Here is an 18,611-nt window from a genome sequence, read left to right on the forward strand (position 1 = left end):
GCGCCAATGACGATGCGCGTCGCCACCTTCGCTTCCAGCCAGCAGATGATCGCCGCCGCGCTCAAGAGCCAGGCGACGATGACCGCGATGCAGATGCAGGAGGCGTCCGGCGTCGTTTCCACCGATTTCGGCGGTTACGGATCGGGAGCCAAGCAGGTCGTCAACCTGCAGGTGTCGGTCGCCCGCGCCCAGACCTACATCGACACCGCGACTCAGGCCGGCAGCAAGATCGAGGTGATGTATGCGTCGGTGAATTCGATTGCCGACCTGCTGTCGAGCTTCCGCAGCACGTTGACGGCGGCGAGCAACACCGCCAGCACGGATTCATCCAGCGTGATCCAATCCGCGCAGGACGCGCTGGAGCAGATGGCAGCGCTGCTCAACAGCAAATACGGCGCGCAATACCTGTTCGGCGGTGCCCGCACCGATACCGCCCCGGTCGATATCTCCAGCGCGACCTACCCGGCCGCGACCACGCCGTCCAGCCCCGACACCTCGTACTATCGGGGGGACGACGAGCTGGCGTCGGCGCGGGTCTCGGACACCCAGACGGTGACCTACGGCGTCACCGCGGACGATCCGGCGTTCGAGCAGGCGCTACGGGCGATGAACCTGATCGCCAACGCGTCGTCGCTGTCGTCCGACACGCTCGAGGAGGCGCTCGATCTGGTCACCAGCGCGACCGATGCGATCGGCACCGTGCAGAGCCGGATCTCCAATTCGGCGGCGTCGATCGAGCGCGCCAGCACGGTCCAATCCGATTATCAATCGTTCGCGCAGTCGCTGGCCACCGATCTGACCAGCGTCGACGTCGCCGCCGTCACCGCCGCGCTGTCGACCTACCAGGCGCAGCTCACCGCCTCGTATTCGGCGATCGCGACGATCCAGAGCCTCCATCTCAGCAACTACCTGAAGTGAATCGGAACGACGCAGGCGGTCCAGGCCGGAACATCCTGGGTCGCCGGGCCATCATCGCCGCAGCCGCGCGCCCGGAGGCTCCAGCACCACCTCTTTGAGGTCGTCGCCGGCCAGCACCACGACGGCGAATTTCAGCCGGCCCTTCTCCACCCGCAATTCGCCGAGCACGGCGCGACCGCGGGTCGAGCGTTCGGCAACCGCCACCGCATCCGACATTCCAGGACCGATCGCCTGCAGCACCGCGAGCTGGCGCCGTTCGTCCGCTCCGGCCTGCGCCGGCACCGAGTCCGGCGGCTCGCTCGCCGCCGCGCCCGACATACCGGAGACGACACTCGCCCACACCTGCCCGTCGCGCGCCGTCCTGACCCGATACACCAGCTCGTTCATCACCACGTCGGTCTCGATCCGCAGGCTCTTGGTCCCCGGGTGGAGCTTCTCGGCGATCGTGATCGCCTGTCCGGGTGACACCGGCGCAGCGCGGACCAGTTCAAGCTTACGTGCCAATGCCAGGTCGGCGGACGCAACGTCCCCCGGGACTTGCTCGAGACCGGGCATCGGCGCGTCGATGTCGCGGGCGGCGGACGATGGCTGCGTCAGCAGAACCAGAACAACGCCGGCGGCAGTGAATGCAGTTCGCATCGATCGGCTCCACGGATCCGGCCGCCTAACGGCACCACCGCCGGCGCTTCGAAAGAAGCGGCCGATCGCGTGGGGCGGCATGCGATCGGCCGCACGGGGCTTACGGACAGCGTGGGAGTACGGCGATCCGCAAACCGCGAGGCGCTGGGGCGCCATAACGATACGGTACCAGTTCGTTTCGTTTTGTCAATCGGACTGTCCCGGATCGGCCGGCGCGGGGTTCGGAACGATGGATGCGCAAGCGCGGCGTTGGCGGCCGTCCACCGCCGGAGCCCGCTCCCTGTCAGCTCGGGCGAATGCCGGTCAGGAAAAGTCGGACGGCCAGGCGAAGCTGCCGGTCGCGGTTCTTCTGGTCGATCGGAATTCCGAACATCGTCAACCGGGTCAGCGGACCGACCACGATGTTGAGAAAGGTTTCGGCCGCCACCGTGGCGTCGAGGACCTGCACCAGCCCCTGCTCGTTGAGATGATCGAACAGGTGCGCCAGCGTCGAGACCGCGCGCCCCCAGCCTTCCTCGTGGGCGAGCCTGGCCAGATCGGGAAAGTTCGCCGCCTGAAACGACAGCGTGCGCATGATCGCGGTCACTTCCGGTGTCGTCCCGATGTCCTGGACCTGCCGGCCGATCCCCACGAACCAGGCCTCGAGCGATACGCTCGACGGATTGGTCCGACGCTCCTCGACGCCCTGCGACAATGGCGCCAGCCAGCGTCCGATTTCGCGGCGAAGCGCGGCCTCGAACAGCCCACGCTTGTCGGTATACCGGGAATACACGGTCAGCTTGGAGACACGCGCCTCCTCGGCCACAGCATCGATCGTGGTGGCGTCGAATCCCCGCTCCATGAACAGGCGAGTGGCGACGTCGAGCAGCCGAAGATCGCGCTGAAGAGCGGCGGTTCGGGTCGGGCGTCCTCCGCGAGATTTGGCAGCGCGCGCTTTTGCAGCGGTCTTCTTCGCTGCGGATTTCATCGTTCGGGTTGTCTCCATTTGCGACAATCTGCGGCATTATACCCTTGTCCGGCATCCAAGCCATGCCGGGTGCGGATGTTCCATTGGATAAGCCGTACGACTTCATACCCGCCGCACGGCTCGAGCATGTCATCGCCTGAATGTCCCCGCTGTCCGGGAACTCCCCATCGACATCGGCATAACAGAACGTTATCGTTCCATTTAGTGACTGCGTCGGAATATCCCGGAAGGCGGCGTACCCTGGTGCCCCGCCCGTCCCTGCCCAGCCGAAAGCGCGAACGACATGGATGCAAGCGTCAGCACGTGTGACGAAGTGGTTTGGATCAAGCGCAAGCGCGACGAGATCGACATGCTCGTATCGTCGCTGCACGGATGGGCGGCGCATCTGGACGACGACGGCCGAATCCAGGCGCATCGCACCGTCGCCGAACTGCTCTCCATCCGCACCGTGTTCGCCGAGCGACTGGACGCGCTGTCGTCGCGGCGTGCCATCCCGCCGGAGATCGCCGAAGTCACCGTTGCCCGGTTGTCGAAAGAGTGGAGCAAGGCGCACGGCGAAATCCGCTCGTTCCTGCTGGCCCGATCGGACGGCGTTTCCGAGCCCCGCCAGGATCCCACCGAGGTCACGACCAGTAGCAAGGCGGCGATCGAAGCTGCGCTGAGCAAGCTCCAGGAGGAATCCCAGGCGCAGGTCGACCAGGCCAAGCGTGAACTCGATGAAATCGTCGGGCGGATCGCCTCCGAACAGGTCAGGCTCGGAACGTTCTCGACCGCCAGCGACAAGGCGCTGAAGTCGATCAAGGCGCACTTCGAAAAGACGCGACAGCTGCACGAGCGAACGTGGCAGAGTATCGCTGCGATCGTCAGCGAGATGTGATCACGGCGGACGCCTGCGACGATCCGCAGGTGTCGCGGCGCATCCCATCGATAGTTTCAGCCATGACGTGACAGGTCCGCCAGACGGACTTTTCGTCGCGGCTTTCGCCGGCCCTCACCCGCCGTCGGGCATCCGCTTGGCCTTGGCACCCGCGTCGGCACCGTCGGCGCGCCTCGGATAGGTCGCCCACTCTCCCCCGTCCGCAGGCCGCGGCAGGCTCTTGTGCAGACTGCGGCTGCGCAGCAAATACGCCTTGGCGATCATATGGGCGGCGATCGGCGCGGTCAGGAACAGGAACACCGAGATCATCAGTTCGTGCAGCGACGCTGCACCGCGCAGCAGCGCGAAGTACAGCATCGAGGCGATCAGCAGCGATCCGATCCCGAGCGTGGTCGATTTGGTCGGCGCATGCAGGCGGCGCATCAGATCCGGCAGCTTCACCAGGCCGAACGACCCGACCAGCAGGAAGAAGGCGCCGATCAGGATCAGCGCGGAGACCAGGATTTCGCTCGCCCAGATCATCGCCCTACTCGATCACATTACCGCGCAGCAGATACTTGCAGAACGCGATGGTCGTCAGAAAGCCGACCGCCACGAACAGCAGCGCCACTTCGAAATACAGGGTAGTCCCGAACCAGATTCCGATCACCACCACCAGGCCGATGGTGTTGATCACCAGCGTGTCGAGCGCCAGGATGCGGTCGAGCACGTCCGGTCCCTTGGCGAGCCGGTACAGGTTGAGCAGCGCCGACACCGCAATGGCGCCGATCGCGACCAGGCACGCCGTCTGGATCATCCGAAGATCTCCTTCAGTCGTCGTTCGTAGCGGCTCTTGATCCGGCTCACGACCTCGTCCGGATCGGTGGTGTGCAGGCAGTGCACCAGGATGGCGCTGCCGTCGGCCGACAGGTCGGCGCTGACCGTTCCCGGCGTCATGGTGATGGTCCCCGCCAGCAGCACAATCGCCTCGCGCGAGGTGATGTCCAACGGGATCACCACGAACTGCGCCCGCAGGCTGGCGTTGGAACGCAGCAGCACCCAATACGCCACCTGAACGTTGGAGACGACGATGTCCCACAGCACCACCGCCGCGTAGCCGATCAACTTGTGCGGCCGCCGCAGCACGGGGCGGGACGGCCAATACGGGCTGGTGAGCAGCGGCACCACGAGTCCAAGCAGCAGCCCGAACACCACGCTGCCGAGCGACATCGAATTGATCAACGCGATCCAGACCACGGTGATCACCAGCGACAGCGCAGGATGTGGCAGCAGCCTGGTCACGGTCGCATCCTCCCCGACTGCGCCACCGCGGTGGGGTTGACCGCGTCGACATAAGCTCCGACGTCGAGCGTCTGCCGCGCCGTCGCGGTGAGCTCGCGGTCGAGCGGGCCGGCGAACAGCGCCAGCAACACGGTCGCGGCGAGCAGAGCGGCCACCACCACGGCCGGCACCGTGATCGATGCCGCCGCCGCGCCGTGTGCGGGCGCCGGACGCCGGGGGTCGGCCTTCCAGAACAGCGTGCTGCCGGCACGCGCGAACCCGACGATCACCAGAAGGCTGGAGCCCAGCAGCACCGTCCAGCTCGCGGTTCCAAGCGGCGCGCTCCAGGTCGCGTTCAGGATCAGCAGCTTGCCGACGAAGCCCGACAACGGCGGCATGCCGGTCATCGCGATCGCCGCGGCGAAGAACAGCGCGGCGAGCAGCGGCAGCCGCGGCGATGCCGGCGCCGCGACCAGCCGGTCGCCGTGGCGACCGCGCTCCGCCACGATCAGATCGGCGATCAGGAACAGCGCTGCGCCGCTCAAAGTGCTGTGCAGCAGGTAGTACAGGCCGGCCGAGAACCCGGCCTGGTCGAACAGGCCGATCGCCAGCAGCAGCGATCCCATCGACCACACGATCGAGAAGCCGACCGTGGCGAGCAGAGTCGTGCTTCCCAGCACGCCGATCGCGCCCAGCACCAGCGTCGCCAGCGCCGCCGGCATCAGCCACGGCGCAGCGATGTCGGCCGCCGCGCCGGCTCCGGCTCCGAACACCACGGTGTAGATCCGAATGATCGAATACGCGCCGACCTTGGTCATCATCATGAACAGCGCCGCCACCGGCCCGGCCGCTGCGGCATAGGCAGACGGCAGCCACCATTGCAGCGGCACCAGCGCGGCCTTCAGCGCGAACACCAGCAACAGCAGCAGCGCCCCGACCCGCAGCAAGGCCTCGTCACCGGCGGCGACGTTGCCGACCTTGCTGGCCAGATCGGCGATGTTGAGCGTGCCGGTCACGGCGTAGATCAGCCCGACCGCGAACAGAAACAGCGTCGATCCGACCAGATTGATCGCGACGTAGAGGAAGCCGGCGCGCATCCGTCGCTCGCCGCCGCCGTGCAGCAGCAGCCCGTAGGACGCGATCAACATGATCTCGAAGAACACGAACAGGTTGAAGACGTCGCCGGTGAGAAACGCTCCGTTCAGCCCCATCACCTGAAACTGGAACAGCGGATGAAAGTGGCGGCCGCGTCGATCCCACCCGGCCAGCGCGTAGATCACCACCGCCACGGCGAGCAACGCGGTGAGCAGCAGCATCGTCGCCGACAAACGGTCGAGCACCAGCACGATGCCGAACGGCGCCGGCCAGTCCCCCAGCCGGTAGCTCACCGGAGGGCCGCCGGCCGCCTCGACATACAGCCAGGCGGCGATGCCGAGCGACAGCACCGCAGCGCCGACCGAAACGGCCCGCTGGCCGGCGAGATCGTGGCGCATCGCCAGGATCAGGAACGCCGCGACCACGGCAGGCACCAGGATCGGCGCGATGATCCAGTCGCTCATCGATCCGCTCCCGGCGGGTGAAGGTCGCGATGCTGGTCGGCCGCCGCGCTGGTCTCGACCCGCTCGGTGCCGGTCTCGAGAAAGCCGCGGAGCGCCAGCACCACCACCAGCGCGGTCATGCCGAACGAAATCACGATCGCGGTGAGCACCAGCGCCTGCGGCAGCGGATCGGTGTAGCCGGCCGCTCCGCTGCCGATGATCGGCGCCCGATCGATCGCCAGCCGCCCCATCGCGAACAGGAACAGGTTGACCGCATAGGTCAGGAAGGTGGTGCCGATGATCACCGGGAAGCTGTGCCGGGACAGCACCAGGTACAGGCCGACCATCGTCAGTACACCGATTGCGCTCGCGACCAGCAGCTCCATCTCAGCTCTCCGCAGGTGCGGCTGCTGGCGCCGTCGGCCGCGCCGCGGCTCGCGGCGGGAATGGAATGTCGGACGGACCTTCCGGCACCGGTCTGCGGTCGGCGCGGTATTCGACACGCGAGATCTGCGACAACGACAGGAAGACGGTGCCGACCACGGCAAGAAACACGCCGACGTCGAACAACAGGGCTGTGGCGAGTTCGACCTCGCCGATCAGCGGGACCGGGACGTAGACGAAGTAGCTGGTCAGGAACGGCCGGCCGAACAAGAAGGCGCCGATGCCGGTGGCGGCAGCGATCAGCACGCCGGCGCCGAGCAGGCGATGCCCGTCGATATGGCGCTGCTCGGAGCTCCAGGCATAGCCGCTCGCCATGAACTGCATGATGATCGCGGTGGCGACCACGAGGCCGGCGATGAAGCCGCCGCCGGGCTGGTTGTGACCGCGCAGGAAGATGTAGATGCCGACGGTGATCGCCAGCGGCAGCAGCACGCGGGTGGCCACCACCAGCATCAGCGGGTGCGCGTCGCCGGATTCGAGCCGTTGCCGCATCTTGTCCAGGCGCCGTGCCGCCGCGCCTTCGAACGCGCTGCTGAGCAGCGCGAAGATCACCAGCGCGGCGATGCACAGCACGATGATCTCGCCGAACGTGTCGAAGCCGCGGAAGTCGACCAGGATGACGTTGACCACGTTGGTGCCGCCACCGCTCGGCTTGGATTCGGCGAGATGGAAGTCGGAGATCGAAGCGCCGTCGCGGGTCATCACCGCGAACGCCAGCCCCGCCGCCGCCAAACCGCCGACAGCGGCAATCACTGCGTTGATCCATTTGCGGACCGAGCTGGTCTCCGGCGGGGTGATCTTCGGCAGCAGATTGAGCGCGAGCAGCAGCAGGATGGTGGTCACCACCTCGACCGAGATCTGGGTCAGCGCGAGATCGGGCGCGGAGAACTGCATGAAGGTGAGCGAAACGATCAGTCCGACCACGCTCGACAGGATCAGCGTCACCAGGCGGTGGACGTGAAACGCCATCACGCCGAGACTCGCCACCACCAGCAGCGCCCATCCCACCGCTGCCGGCAGGTTGATCGGCAGCATCGCCCGACCACCGGCGGCGTGATTGCCGCCGGTGAAGCCGACTGCGCCGACCACCAGCACGGTCAGGATGATCGCCGCAAGATAGCGCGGCAGCGATTCGCCATGCAGCCTGCGGACGATCCAGCGCGCCGCGCGGGCGCTGGCTGCGATCGTGACCTCGAACATCGTCTTGGCCTCGGGGCGCGGCAGCAGGCCGCGCAGCCTGTCGAGCGGAGCATGCGCCCACAGCAGCAGAAGACCGCCGGCCAGCGCGATCACGCTCATCAGCAGCGGCAGCGTCAGCCCGTGCCAGATCGCCAGCGGCTCGAACCGCAGCGGCATCGGGCCGACCACCGCCTGCGCGGTGCGCTGGACCAGCCCGCCGGCGACGAACTGCGGCCACAGCCCGATCGCCAGCACCGGCACCACCAGAGCCGCGACCGGCGCCCACAGTCCGACCGACGGATCGTGCGGCGTGCCGGCGGCATAGGTGTGGCGCCGGCCGAGATAGGTCGCGAACGCCAGCCGCGCCGAATACGCCGCCGACAGCAGGGCCCCGACCGTCGCCGCGACCGGGACGATCCAGGCCTGTCCCATCGCCTCGGTGTCGACCGCGGCCTGAAGCATCATCTCCTTCGACAGAAAGCCGTTGAACAGCGGCACGCCGGCCATCGCAGCGGCGGCGATCAGCGCAAGCACCGCCGAGATCGGCATCACCCGCAGCAAACCGCCGAGCCGGCGAATGTCGCGGACGCCGGTCTCGTGGTCGACGATGCCGGCGCTCATGAACAGCGCCGCCTTGAAGGTGGCGTGATTGAGAATATGGAAAACGCAGGCGATCACTGCGTATTCGGTGCCGAAGCCGAGCAGCATCACCATCAGGCCGAGATGGCTGACCGTCGAATGCGCCAGGATCGCCTTGAGGTCGGTCTTGAACAACGCGATCCAGGCGCCGACCAGCATCGTCACCAGCCCGGTGGCGGTGACGATCGCGAACCACCAGTCGGTGCCGGCGAGCACCGGCCACAGCCGCGCCAGCAGGAATACCCCGGCCTTCACCATCGTGGCGGAGTGTAGATAGGCCGACACCGGCGTCGGCGCCGCCATCGCGTGCGGCAGCCAGAAATGAAACGGAAACTGCGCCGATTTGGTGAAGGCGGCGCCGAGCACCAGCAGCAGGATCGGGACGTACAGCGGCGATGCCTTGACCACGTCGCCGCGCTGCAGGATCTCGGTCAGCTGATACGAGCCGGCGGCCTGCCCGAGCAGCAGCATGCCGGCCATCAGCAGCAGCCCGCCGCCGCCCGTCACCACCAGCGCCATCCGCGCGCCCTGTCGTGCCTCCGGCGTGTGGTACCAATAGCCGATCAGCAGGAACGAACTGAGGCTGGTCAGCTCCCAGAACACCGTCAGCAGCAGCACGTTGTCGCTGATCACGATGCCGAGCATCGCGCCTTGAAACAGCAGCAGGAAGGCGAAGAACCGTCCCGGCGAGTCGTCGCGCCCGAGATAGAAGCCGGCATAGACGACGACCAGCACGCCGATGATCAGGATCAATGCGGCGAAGAACAGGCCGAGGCCGTCGAGGAAGAACCGGAACGACAGGCCGAGCCCCGGCACCCAGTCGCCGCCGCTGCGGATCGTCGCCCCGTCGAACACCGCGGGCGCACTGGCCATCAGCAGCGCCAGCGACGCCAGACTGACCGCGACGGTCACCGCGGTACACAGGTTCCGGCCGGAGCGGACGGCGAGCGGCGGCAGGACCGCACCGGCCAGCGGAATCAGAGCGATCAGGGCAAGATGCATCGGCGCCGATCCTCGCGATGTCAGGCGTCGGCTCGGAGATCGCCCGGCACCACCCCGTCGTCAATGCAGCATGCAGCGTACAGTGTCGATCCGATCGATAGCAATGAACCATACCCCCGGCGGTGTCACCGAGAGCTCGACGGTGTCCCATCGAAGCGATGATCCGGCATCATCGCCGCCCTCGGACGCGATCGGAACGCGGCATATGGGCGCGGTCGGCCCGATGCGCGCCTCAGTGATACAAAAACAGGGCACACGGCGGATTCGCGACCAGCTCATCCGTGGTCGAACCGAACAACGCCTCGCGGAACCCGCGGCGCCCGTAGGCGCCCATCACCAGGGTGCCGACCTTGCGATCGGCGACCATCAGCCGGATCGCTTCCGACGGCTCGACGCCGGAGGCGAGCGGACGGGAGTCCGACTGGTAGCCGTGAACCCGCAGATACGATGCTGCAGCCGCACAATTGCGTGCGGCAGCCTCCTCGTTCCGATCGACCGCCGCGACCACGATCCGCTGATCGGCGCCGAGGCCGAGCAGCACGAACATCTGCAGCGCGCGCATCGCCGCGATGCTGCCGTCGTAAGCGATCAGCACCTCCTCGCCCTCCGGCAACGCATCCGGACAGACGATCATCGGCCGCGGCGTCCGCAGCAGCAGCTTCGCCAGCACCTCCGACAGCGGCTCGTCGAGGTCGCCGCCGTAGCCGGTGTCGTGACCGGCCACGACCAGATCCCGGGTCTCGCTGGCGAGCTGGAAGGCGTCGAGCGGATCGCCCTCGAACGCCAGCCATTCGAACGCGAGGCCGCGGCCCCTGCATTCCTGCTCGAACGCCTCGTGCAGGCGTTGCTGCGCGTCCTCCGCCTGGCGTTTCAGCTCCTGCTCGAGCTGGGCCTGATAGGCCGAGGTCCCGATCCCGCCGAGCATCGGGGTTTCGATCGTCGAGGGATCGAGCCCGGCGAGCCCTGCCAATTCTGTCCCGGTCCGCTGCACCAGGTTGAACGCATAGCGCCGCGCCGCGACCGACGAGGCGGTCTGACCGAGCAGGATCAAGGTGCGTTTGAGCATGGACATCCGACTCTCCCGTGTCGCTGCGTGCCCATCGCGCATGATCACCGCAACGAAGGCTCGCCGGCGGAACATGCCTTGCGGATCGCGCTCGCACCACGTCGATCGGCGATCGGTTGGGCGGCATTGTGTCGCGCGGGCGTGGATGCGAACGGCAGCCCCGTCACCCGCCCGTCCGCATGAAGTGCTCCATCGGCATCATGTTGTGATTGAGGTGACCCATGATCCAGATCGAACCGCCGACCACCAGCAGCACGATCAGGCTGCCGAAAGCCAGCGCCATGACGTTGTTGGTATTGTCCGGCCCCGTAGTGATGTGCAGGAAGAACACCAGCTGAACACCCATCTGGGCGATCGCCAGCACCGCGATCGCCACCGGAATGCTCGGCTGCCACACCAGGTCGGTGCCGGCGACGAAGAACGAGGCTGCGGTGAGCAGCACCGACAGCCCGAGCCCGGCACCATAGCCGAGCAGCCGCGGGCCGATGCGAACTTCTTCCTCGTCGCCGGGCGCGACATCGTATGGCTCGCCGTCGCGGCCGGTTCGCTGCTCACTCATGTGCCGCTCCCCAGGAGATAGACCATCGAGAAGATCGCCACCCAGATGATGTCGAGCGCGTGCCAGAACAGCGAGAAGCACAGCAGCCGCCGGCAGATGTCGGCGCGAAAGCCCTTGGCGAACACCTGCGCCATCATGATGAGCAGCCACAGCACGCCCACCGTCACATGCAGCCCGTGGCACCCCACCAGCGTGAAGAACGCCGACAGGAACGCGCTGCGAGTCGGCCCGGCCCCCTGCTCCACCAGGCCGGTGAACTCGCGCAGCTCCAAGCCGAGAAAGGCGACGCCGAGCAGCCCGGTCACCGCCATCGCCGCCTGAAACCAGCGCTGGCTGCCGACCGCGGCGGCAATGCTCGCCAACCCGCAGGTGAAGCTCGACAGCAGCAGGCAGCCGGTCTCGACCGCGACATTGCGCAGATCGAACAATTGCGCGCCGCCCGGCCCGCCGGCGGTCGCCCCCGCCAGCACCGCGTAGCTGGCGAAGAAACAGGCGAACATCACGATGTCGGACAGCAGGAAGATCCAGAAGCCGTAGCCGACCACGATCCGCTTCGGCGCCGGTCCTTCGTGGCCGACGCCTGCGGATTGCAGCCCACGCAAATGATGCGGGTCGGCCTGGCCGTGGGACAGCGAGACCTCGGTCATGGCGTCCGCCCCGCCGCGTCGAGCGCCGCGCGCCGCGCAGCGATGTTGGCGCCGTCGATCCGCGCGACCTCTGCCGCCGGGATGACGTATTCGTCGCGGTCGCGCCAGGCGAACACCATGAAGGTGGCGAACGCTCCGATTCCGCCGAGCACGACCATCCACCAGATGTGCCAGACCATCGCGAAGCCCATCACCGTGGCGAAAAACGCGCAGACGAAGCCGGTCGGCGAATTCCGCGGCATCTCGATGTCGCGATAGTCCCGCTTGCGGGTTTCGAGGCCGTGCTGCTGCGCCTTGCGCTTGGTGGCCCAATACGCGTCCTCGCCGGAAACGTCGGGATCGACCGCAAAGTTGAACACCGGTGGCGGCGACGACGTCGCCCATTCCAGCGACCGCCCGTCCCAGGGATCGCCGGTGAGGTCGCGCAGCTCGTCGCGACGGCGGATGCTGACCACGAACTGCACGATCTGCAGCACGACGCCGGTCGCGATGATCGCGGTGCCGATCCCCGCCACGATCATCCACGGATGCCAGGCCGCGACGTCGTAGTGCTGCAGACGGCGGGTCATGCCGAGCAGGCCGGCGACGTACAGCGGCATGAAGGTGACGTAGAATCCGACCAGGGTGAACCAGAACGCCGCCTGGCCGAGCCCCTCGTGCAGCCGGAAGCCGAACGCCTTGGGAAACCAGTAGGTGTAGCCCGCGAACGCGCCGAACAGCACGCCGCCGATGATGACGTTGTGGAAGTGGGCGACCAGGAACAGGCTGTTGTGAAGCTGGAAATCCGCGGGCGGCACCGCGACCAGGACGCCGGTGAGTCCGCCGATGATGAAGGTGACCATGAAGCCGACCGCCCACAGCATCGGCGTCGCGAACCGGATCCGCCCGCCGTACATCGTGAACAGCCAGTTGTAGATCTTCACCCCGGTCGGCACCGCGATGATCATGCTGGCGATGCCGAACACCGCGTTGACTGTGGCGCCGGCGCCCATCGTGAAGAAGTGGTGCAACCACACCATGAATGAAATAATGCAGATCGCCATCGTCGCCAGCACCATCGAGCGGTAGCCGAACAGCGGCTTGCCCGAGAAGGTCGACACCACTTCGGAGAACACCCCGAATGCCGGCAGCACCATGATGTAGACCTCCGGATGGCCCCAGGCCCAGATCAGGTTCATGAACATCATCATGTTGCCGCCGGCTTCGTTGGTGAAGAAATGGAAGCCGAGATAACGGTCGAGCAGCAGCATCGCCAAGGTCGCGGTCAGGATCGGAAACGCGGCGACGATCAGCAGGCTGGAGGCCAGCGTGGTCCAGCAGAACATCGGCATCCGCAAATAGGTCATGCCGCGCGTGCGCAGCTTCAGCACTGTGGTGACCAGATTGATCCCCGCCAGCAGCGTGCCCAGCCCGGAGATCTGCAGCGCCCAGGCGTAGTAGTCGACGCCGACGCCGGGCGAGTAGCTGAGCTCGGACAGCGGCGGAAACGGCAGCCAGCCGGTGCGGGCGAATTCGCCGACCACCAGCGACAGGTTGACCAGCAGCGCCCCGCTCGCAGTCAGCCAGAAGCCGACCGAATTCAGCGTCGGAAACGCGACGTCGCGCACCCCGAGCTGCAGCGGCACGATCAGGTTCATCAGGCCGATCACGAACGGCATCGCGACGAAGAAGATCATGATCGTGCCGTGCGCGGAGAAGATCTGGTTGTAGTGTTCCGGCGGCAGATAGCCGGGCGACTGGAAGGCGATCGCCTGCTGGGTGCGCATCATCATCGCGTCGGTTCCGCCGCGCAGCAGCATCACCATCGCGAGCAGCACGTACATCACGCCGATCCGCTTGTGGTCGACGCTGGTGATCCACTCGCGCCACAGATAAGGCACGTAGCCCTTGATCAAGGCCGACAGCAGCGTAGCGAGGATCGCCGCCATCACGATGGCGGCGGCGATCAGCGGGATTGGCTGATCGATCGGAATGGCCGACCAGTCGAGCTTGCCGAGCATATCGCGTTGGCTCCCCAATTCGCCTCGATGTACGACTGTGCGCCCTCACCGGCCGGCCGCGGCCCCGGCTGCGGCGGGATCTGCTGCGTACTGATCGCGTGAAACAGCAGCGGATCGGCGAGCCGGTAGGCCGGCGTGCCGTTCACCGGCGCCTGCTTCATCAGATCTTTGTAGCTGTCGGCATTCAGCTCACGGCCGCTGGACGCGGTCTTGGCGACCCATTCCGGGAACGCGATCGGCGACACCACGTGCACCGGGAACATCATGTCGGGAAACCCGTCACCACTGAAATGCGACGACAGCCCGCGCAGCTCGCCCTCGCTGTCGGCCCGCAGATTGAGCCGCGTCACCATGCCGTTCATGGTGTAGATCATGCTGCCGAGCTGCGGGATGAAGAACGCGTTCATCACGCTCGCCGAGGTCAGTTCGAACTTGAGCGAGGCGCCGACCGGCACGGTCAGCGTGTTGATGGTGGCGATGCGCTGATCCGGGTAGATGAACAGCCACTTCCAATCCATCGACACCACCTGGATCCGGATCGGACTGCCGGTGCCTTCGACCGGCCTTGCGGGGTCGAGCCGGTGCGCGCCGATCCAGGTCACACCGCCGAGCAGGATGATGGTCAGCAACGGGATCGACCACACCACCAGCTCGATCCGTCCGGAATAGGTGAAGTCCGGGCGATGCTTGGCGCGCGGATTGGATTCCCGAAACCAGAAGGCAAACGCGAGGATTGCGACGATCGTCGGCACGACGATCGCGAGCATGATCACGACGGAATCGATCAGGATCGACGAGTTCCCGTACGCGACCGGACCTTTGGGATCGAGGATATTCATGCAAGCGACTTGACCGCGTGGCGGTGGATGCCACGTGGCTCGGCAACTTTCGGCGCCTGCAGCGGTTCCTAATTTCGAACCGAGCAGACCTACCGATCGCCGAATCACGGAACACCGGCCGTTCGCCGCCGTTGAAAGCATGCGTGCAGAGCCGCGCACGACCTTCCCCAAGGCTTCGAGGTGAACCGATGTGCCGCTGGCTGGCATACCGCGGAGAAGAAACATCGTTCGACAGCTACGTCACCGAACCCGTCCACTCTCTGATCAATCAGAGCCTGCGCGCGCGGGAGTCCGCCGGCAGCACCAATGGCGACGGATTCGGCCTCGGTTGGTACGGGGTCCATCCCGAACCCGGGCTGTATCGCGAGACCAGGCCGGCATGGTCCGATGAAAACCTGCGCTATCTCTGCCGGCACCTGCAGTCGCCCATGTTCTTCGCCCACGTGCGTGCCGCCACCGGAACCGCGGTGACCCGGCAGAACTGTCACCCGTTCGCCTGCGGTCGCTGGCTGTTCATGCACAACGGATTCATCGGAAGCTGGAGCCGGCTGCGTCGCAAGGTGGAAGCGATGATTCCCGACGAGCTGTATCCGTCACGCGTCGGCACCACCGACTCCGAGGCGGTGTTCCTGGCGATGATGGGGCAGGATCTCGATCTCGATCCGATTCGCGCGGCGCAGCGCGTGATACGCGCGCTGTGCGAACTGGTCGACGAAGACGGATTGCGGGAGCGGATGCGTTTCACCTCGGCGCTCGCGAACGGCCAGGATCTCTATGCCTTCCGTTTCGCCCACAACGACACCGCGAACACGCTGTATTATCGCGAGGACGGACCGCTGGTGGTGGCCTCCGAGCCGTTCGACACCGAGCAGCACTGGTCTGAAGTACCAGCCGACCACGTGCTGATTTCACGCCCCGGTCTTCCGGTCGAAATCCGCCCCTTCATGCCGGACCGGGGGATTGTGACGCAGGAACTCAAGGTTGCTCAAAATGTTGTCGAGCGAGCTTAAAAGATCGGCAACGGAGGCCCCGAAGAAAGATGTGTGGAATCTGCGGAGAGATCCGCACACGTGGCGAGCCCTCGATCTCGTCGTTGAAAGCCGTCACCGGCGCGATGCGGAAGCGCGGTCCCGATTCCGAGGGATTGTTCGCACAAGACCACATGGCGTTCGGCCACCGCCGACTGAGCATTCTCGATCTGGCTCCCGCCGCGCAACAGCCGATGATCGACAGCGAACTCGGCCTCGGCATCGTCTTCAACGGATGCATTTATAATTTCCGCGAACTGCGCGACGACCTGACCCGGCGCGGCTATCGGTTCTTTTCGCAGGGCGACACCGAGGTCATCCTCAAGAGCTATCATGCCTGGGGCGCCGACTGCGTCGCAAGGTTCAAGGGCATGTTCGCCTTCGCGCTGTGGGAGCGCGACAGCGGCCGCGTCGTGCTGGCGCGGGACCGCCTCGGCATCAAGCCGCTGTACTACGTCGATGGCCCCGACTCTTTCCGCTTCGCCTCCGATCTGCCCGCCTTGCTGGCGGGCGGTGGTGTCGACACCTCGCTCGATCCGGTCGGGCTGCATCACTTCTTCAGCTTCCATGGCGCCGTGCCGCCGCCGCGCACCATTCTGCGCGGCGTGAAGAAGCTGGAGCCCGCCACCATCCTGACGCTGGAGCCGGACGGCTCCAAGACGACCCGGCGCTATTGGAGTTTTGCGGTCGGCGCCCGGCGCGACGATCGGGCAATGACCGAACAGGAATGGACCGAAGCCGTCACCGAGGCGATGCTGACCGCGGTCGATCGTCGCCGCGTCGCCGACGTCCCGGTCGGTGTGCTGCTGTCCGGCGGACTGGACTCCTCGCTGATCGTCGCGCTGCTCGCCCGGCTCGGTCATGCCGACGTCAAGACCTTCGCCATCGGCTTCGACAGCGTCGGCGGCCACAGCGGCGACGAATTCCATTATTCCGACCTGGTGGCGAAGCACTTCTCCACCGCGCACGAGCAGATCCGGATCGACGGCCGCGAGGCGCTGCAGCATTTGCCGGATGCGATCCGGGCGATGTCGGAGCCGATGGTCAGTCACGACGCAGTCGCTTTCTATCTGTTGTCGCGCGAGGTCGCCAAGCGCGTCACGGTGGTGCAAAGCGGCCAGGGCGCCGACGAGGTGTTCGGCGGCTATAGCTGGTATCCTTCGCTGCTGACGGCAAACAATGCCTCCGACCAGTATCGCGAGGTGTATTTCGACTGGAAGCATTCCGACATCGCCAGGCTGCTGACGCCGGATTTCGAGGCCGACGACTATAGTTCGGAATTCGTCGAGAGTTTCTTCGATCGGACCTCGGCGAGTTCGCCGGTCGACAAGGCGCTGCAGATCGACGCCGAGATCATGATGGTCGACGATCCGGTCAAGCGGGTCGACAACATGACCATGGCTCACGGCCTGGAAGCGCGGGTGCCGTTTCTCGACCACGAGGTCGTCGAGCTCGCCGCCCGGCTCCCCACTTCGCTGAAGCTCGGCGATGGTGGCAAGTACATCCTGAAGAAGGCCGCCCGGGCCTTGCTGCCCGCCGAAGTGATCGACCGGCCGAAGGGCTATTTCCCGGTGCCGGCGCTGCGGCATCTGCGCGGCGAATTCCTCGACTATGTTCGCGATGTCCTGTCCTCCTCCGCCGCACGCAGCCGCGGTCTGTATCGATCCGAATTCATCGATCACATGCTCGATCATCCCGAAGCAGAAATGAGCCCGAAAGGTCATTCGCGGCTGTGGCAGGCCGCCCTTCTCGAAGCCTGGTTGCAGACCCATGCCGTTTGATCAGAAGATTCTCGACAAGCTGCGGCTCAATCTGAGCGCCAATCAGCAGCACCTGGTGATCCGGTCGGCGATCGGCATCGACGCCAATGCCGCCTATTCGTTCGGCATCGAAGAGGAGTATTTCCTCGCCGACGCCGAGACCTTCGAGGTCGCGATGCAGACGCCGAACGGCCTGTTCGAGAGCGCAAGCTGGTCGACCGGCGGCCAAGCGATGCGCGAGATGCTGCAGGCGCAGATCGAAGTCGCCAGCAATGTCCATGTCGATCCCAGCGATGCGCGGGAAGAACTGCGCTTCCTGCGGGGCGAGGTGGCGGCTGCGGCGGCCCAGCACGGCCTGGTGATCATGGCGAGCGCCACCCATCCGACCGCATCGTGGCGGTTTTCCAAGCCGAGCCCGAAGCCGCGCTATGAGGAGATGATCGAGGATCTGCGCACGATCGGCCATCGCAACATGCTGTGCGGGATGCACGTTCATGTGCAGATTCCGCCGCATGCCGAGCGCGTCGCAGTGATGCGTGCGATGATCCCGTATCTGCCGCTGTTCATCGCGTTGGCGACCTCGTCGCCGTTCTGGAACGGCAAGGAGACCGGCCTGCGCGGCTATCGCCTCGCCGCCTACGACGAATTACCCCGCACCGGCCTGCCGGAATTGTTCACCACTCAGGCCGAATACGACGCCTATGTCGAAGCGCTGGTCCGGTCCGGCGTGATGCCGAACGAGAGCTACGTGTGGTGGGCGCTGCGGCCGTCGCTCCGCCATCCGACGCTCGAACTGCGCGCGCCGGACGTGTGCACACGCCTCGAGGACGCGGTGCTGATCGCGTCGTTGTATCGGGGCCTCATCAAGTATCTCTGCGAGCATCCCGATTCGGCCCAGAAGGTCGGCAACGTCGAGCGCGCGATCGCGGTCGAGAACAAATGGCGCGCTCAGCGCTATGGCACCGACTGCATCTTCGTGTCGAAGGATGGACCGATCGAGATCCGCGAATTTCTCGACCAGGTGATCGCACGGGTGCTTCCCGGCGCAGAGGCCCTGGGCTGCGCCGCCGAGGTCGAAGGCTGCCGCACCATTCTGGACCGCGGCAGCTCGGCCGATGCTCAGCTTCGGGCCTATCGCGACTCCGGCGGCGACCTCAGTGCGGTGACGCGTTGGATTGCGCGCCAGACCCTCGGGGAGAGCTCCGCCCCCTCCGCGCGCGGACCTGCCGAACGGGTCCAGTAACGTTCT

General features: G+C 66.1%; 18 protein-coding genes. 5 read left to right on the forward strand and 13 right to left on the reverse strand.

What is annotated here, in order from left to right:
• Window positions 1-6: 6 nt before the first annotated feature.
• Complete coding sequence (locus DWA33_RS19140; RefSeq protein WP_114360112.1) at window positions 7-918, forward strand: flagellin; 912 nt, start codon at window positions 7-9, stop codon at window positions 916-918.
• A 51-nt stretch (window positions 919-969) separates the two neighbouring features.
• Here the strand turns inward: DWA33_RS19140 and DWA33_RS19145 are convergent, their stop codons facing one another.
• Window positions 970-1,557, reverse strand: a complete 588-nt coding sequence (locus DWA33_RS19145) for a PepSY domain-containing protein (protein ID WP_114360113.1) — start codon at window positions 1,555-1,557, stop codon at window positions 970-972.
• 283 nt (window positions 1,558-1,840) lie between these two features.
• On the reverse strand, window positions 1,841-2,524 hold the full coding sequence (locus tag DWA33_RS19150; protein WP_114360114.1) for a TetR/AcrR family transcriptional regulator: 684 nt from the start codon (window positions 2,522-2,524) through the stop codon (window positions 1,841-1,843).
• A gap of 283 nt (window positions 2,525-2,807) precedes the next feature.
• Here DWA33_RS19150 and DWA33_RS19155 point away from each other — a divergent pair, with 283 nt between their 5' ends.
• The gene (locus tag DWA33_RS19155; protein WP_114360115.1) at window positions 2,808-3,401 is read left to right on the forward strand and encodes a hypothetical protein; all 594 of its coding nucleotides are present in this window, start codon (window positions 2,808-2,810) and stop codon (window positions 3,399-3,401) included.
• 114 nt (window positions 3,402-3,515) lie between these two features.
• Here DWA33_RS19155 and DWA33_RS19160 read toward each other — a convergent pair whose 3' ends face one another.
• The 11 genes from DWA33_RS19160 to cyoA all read right to left on the reverse strand — a co-directional run bounded on the left by DWA33_RS19160 (window position 3,516) and on the right by cyoA (window position 14,574).
• Complete coding sequence (locus DWA33_RS19160; protein ID WP_114360116.1) at window positions 3,516-3,923, reverse strand: Na+/H+ antiporter subunit G; 408 nt, start codon at window positions 3,921-3,923, stop codon at window positions 3,516-3,518.
• 4 nt (window positions 3,924-3,927) lie between these two features.
• Window positions 3,928-4,197 carry a K+/H+ antiporter subunit F gene (locus DWA33_RS19165; RefSeq protein ID WP_114360117.1) on the reverse strand — a complete coding sequence of 90 codons (270 nt, stop codon included), beginning with the start codon at window positions 4,195-4,197 and terminating at the stop codon, window positions 3,928-3,930.
• On the reverse strand, window positions 4,194-4,682 hold the full coding sequence (locus DWA33_RS19170; protein ID WP_114360118.1) for a Na+/H+ antiporter subunit E: 489 nt from the start codon (window positions 4,680-4,682) through the stop codon (window positions 4,194-4,196). Before DWA33_RS19170 ends, DWA33_RS19165 begins: the two co-directional genes overlap by 4 nt.
• Window positions 4,679-6,220 (reverse strand): monovalent cation/H+ antiporter subunit D, encoded by a 1,542-nt coding sequence (locus DWA33_RS19175; RefSeq protein ID WP_114360119.1) that lies wholly within the window; start codon window positions 6,218-6,220, stop codon window positions 4,679-4,681. Before DWA33_RS19175 ends, DWA33_RS19170 begins: the two co-directional genes overlap by 4 nt.
• Window positions 6,217-6,585, reverse strand: coding sequence for a Na(+)/H(+) antiporter subunit C (locus DWA33_RS19180; RefSeq protein ID WP_114360120.1), 369 nt, complete (start codon window positions 6,583-6,585; stop codon window positions 6,217-6,219). The genes DWA33_RS19175 and DWA33_RS19180 overlap by 4 nt, the downstream gene beginning before the upstream one ends.
• A gap of 1 nt (window position 6,586) precedes the next feature.
• Complete coding sequence (locus DWA33_RS19185; protein ID WP_114360121.1) at window positions 6,587-9,463, reverse strand: monovalent cation/H+ antiporter subunit A; 2,877 nt, start codon at window positions 9,461-9,463, stop codon at window positions 6,587-6,589.
• 232 nt (window positions 9,464-9,695) lie between these two features.
• Entirely contained in the window at window positions 9,696-10,535 is an 840-nt protein-coding gene (locus DWA33_RS19190; protein ID WP_114360158.1) for a universal stress protein, read from the reverse strand.
• A gap of 157 nt (window positions 10,536-10,692) precedes the next feature.
• Window positions 10,693-11,088 carry a cytochrome o ubiquinol oxidase subunit IV gene (gene cyoD / locus DWA33_RS19195; protein WP_114360122.1) on the reverse strand — a complete coding sequence of 132 codons (396 nt, stop codon included), beginning with the start codon at window positions 11,086-11,088 and terminating at the stop codon, window positions 10,693-10,695.
• Window positions 11,085-11,735 carry a cytochrome (ubi)quinol oxidase subunit III gene (locus tag DWA33_RS19200; protein WP_114360123.1) on the reverse strand — a complete coding sequence of 217 codons (651 nt, stop codon included), beginning with the start codon at window positions 11,733-11,735 and terminating at the stop codon, window positions 11,085-11,087. The genes cyoD and DWA33_RS19200 overlap by 4 nt, the downstream gene beginning before the upstream one ends.
• Window positions 11,732-13,735, reverse strand: coding sequence for a cytochrome o ubiquinol oxidase subunit I (gene cyoB / locus DWA33_RS19205; RefSeq protein ID WP_114360124.1), 2,004 nt, complete (start codon window positions 13,733-13,735; stop codon window positions 11,732-11,734). The genes DWA33_RS19200 and cyoB overlap by 4 nt, the downstream gene beginning before the upstream one ends.
• On the reverse strand, window positions 13,681-14,574 hold the full coding sequence (cyoA, locus tag DWA33_RS19210) for a ubiquinol oxidase subunit II (protein ID WP_114360125.1): 894 nt from the start codon (window positions 14,572-14,574) through the stop codon (window positions 13,681-13,683). Before cyoA ends, cyoB begins: the two co-directional genes overlap by 55 nt.
• A 188-nt stretch (window positions 14,575-14,762) precedes the next feature.
• Here cyoA and DWA33_RS19215 point away from each other — a divergent pair, with 188 nt between their 5' ends.
• The 3 genes from DWA33_RS19215 to DWA33_RS19225 are packed head-to-tail and all read left to right on the forward strand — an operon-like array spanning window position 14,763 to window position 18,605.
• A complete protein-coding gene (locus tag DWA33_RS19215) occupies window positions 14,763-15,584 on the forward strand; it encodes a class II glutamine amidotransferase (protein ID WP_114360126.1) in 822 nt (273 codons plus the stop codon).
• 29 nt (window positions 15,585-15,613) lie between these two features.
• Window positions 15,614-17,383 carry an N-acetylglutaminylglutamine amidotransferase gene (locus DWA33_RS19220; RefSeq protein ID WP_114360127.1) on the forward strand — a complete coding sequence of 590 codons (1,770 nt, stop codon included), beginning with the start codon at window positions 15,614-15,616 and terminating at the stop codon, window positions 17,381-17,383.
• Entirely contained in the window at window positions 17,373-18,605 is a 1,233-nt protein-coding gene (locus tag DWA33_RS19225) for a carboxylate-amine ligase (RefSeq protein ID WP_114360128.1), read from the forward strand. The genes DWA33_RS19220 and DWA33_RS19225 overlap by 11 nt, the downstream gene beginning before the upstream one ends.
• Window positions 18,606-18,611: the final 6 nt, after the last annotated feature.

The organism is Rhodopseudomonas pentothenatexigens, from assembly GCF_900218015.1.
Taxonomy (GTDB): Bacteria; Pseudomonadota; Alphaproteobacteria; order Rhizobiales; family Xanthobacteraceae; genus Rhodopseudomonas; species Rhodopseudomonas pentothenatexigens.

What these genes read in the sequence shown, in the direction of transcription:
- DWA33_RS19140 (WP_114360112.1), top strand. Translation starts at nt 7, where the DNA reads ATGACGATGCGCGTCGCCACCTTCGCTTCCAGCCAGCAGATGATCGCC.
- DWA33_RS19145 (WP_114360113.1), bottom strand. Translation starts at nt 1,557, where the DNA reads ATGCGAACTGCATTCACTGCCGCCGGCGTTGTTCTGGTTCTGCTGACG.
- DWA33_RS19150 (WP_114360114.1), bottom strand. Translation starts at nt 2,524, where the DNA reads ATGAAATCCGCAGCGAAGAAGACCGCTGCAAAAGCGCGCGCTGCCAAA.
- DWA33_RS19155 (WP_114360115.1), top strand. Translation starts at nt 2,808, where the DNA reads ATGGATGCAAGCGTCAGCACGTGTGACGAAGTGGTTTGGATCAAGCGC.
- DWA33_RS19160 (WP_114360116.1), bottom strand. Translation starts at nt 3,923, where the DNA reads ATGATCTGGGCGAGCGAAATCCTGGTCTCCGCGCTGATCCTGATCGGC.
- DWA33_RS19165 (WP_114360117.1), bottom strand. Translation starts at nt 4,197, where the DNA reads ATGATCCAGACGGCGTGCCTGGTCGCGATCGGCGCCATTGCGGTGTCG.
- DWA33_RS19175 (WP_114360119.1), bottom strand. Translation starts at nt 6,220, where the DNA reads ATGAGCGACTGGATCATCGCGCCGATCCTGGTGCCTGCCGTGGTCGCG.
- DWA33_RS19180 (WP_114360120.1), bottom strand. Translation starts at nt 6,585, where the DNA reads ATGGAGCTGCTGGTCGCGAGCGCAATCGGTGTACTGACGATGGTCGGC.
- DWA33_RS19185 (WP_114360121.1), bottom strand. Translation starts at nt 9,463, where the DNA reads ATGCATCTTGCCCTGATCGCTCTGATTCCGCTGGCCGGTGCGGTCCTG.
- DWA33_RS19190 (WP_114360158.1), bottom strand. Translation starts at nt 10,535, where the DNA reads ATGTCCATGCTCAAACGCACCTTGATCCTGCTCGGTCAGACCGCCTCG.
- cyoD (WP_114360122.1), bottom strand. Translation starts at nt 11,088, where the DNA reads ATGAGTGAGCAGCGAACCGGCCGCGACGGCGAGCCATACGATGTCGCG.
- DWA33_RS19200 (WP_114360123.1), bottom strand. Translation starts at nt 11,735, where the DNA reads ATGACCGAGGTCTCGCTGTCCCACGGCCAGGCCGACCCGCATCATTTG.
- cyoB (WP_114360124.1), bottom strand. Translation starts at nt 13,735, where the DNA reads ATGCTCGGCAAGCTCGACTGGTCGGCCATTCCGATCGATCAGCCAATC.
- cyoA (WP_114360125.1), bottom strand. Translation starts at nt 14,574, where the DNA reads ATGAATATCCTCGATCCCAAAGGTCCGGTCGCGTACGGGAACTCGTCG.
- DWA33_RS19215 (WP_114360126.1), top strand. Translation starts at nt 14,763, where the DNA reads ATGTGCCGCTGGCTGGCATACCGCGGAGAAGAAACATCGTTCGACAGC.
- DWA33_RS19220 (WP_114360127.1), top strand. Translation starts at nt 15,614, where the DNA reads ATGTGTGGAATCTGCGGAGAGATCCGCACACGTGGCGAGCCCTCGATC.
- DWA33_RS19225 (WP_114360128.1), top strand. Translation starts at nt 17,373, where the DNA reads ATGCCGTTTGATCAGAAGATTCTCGACAAGCTGCGGCTCAATCTGAGC.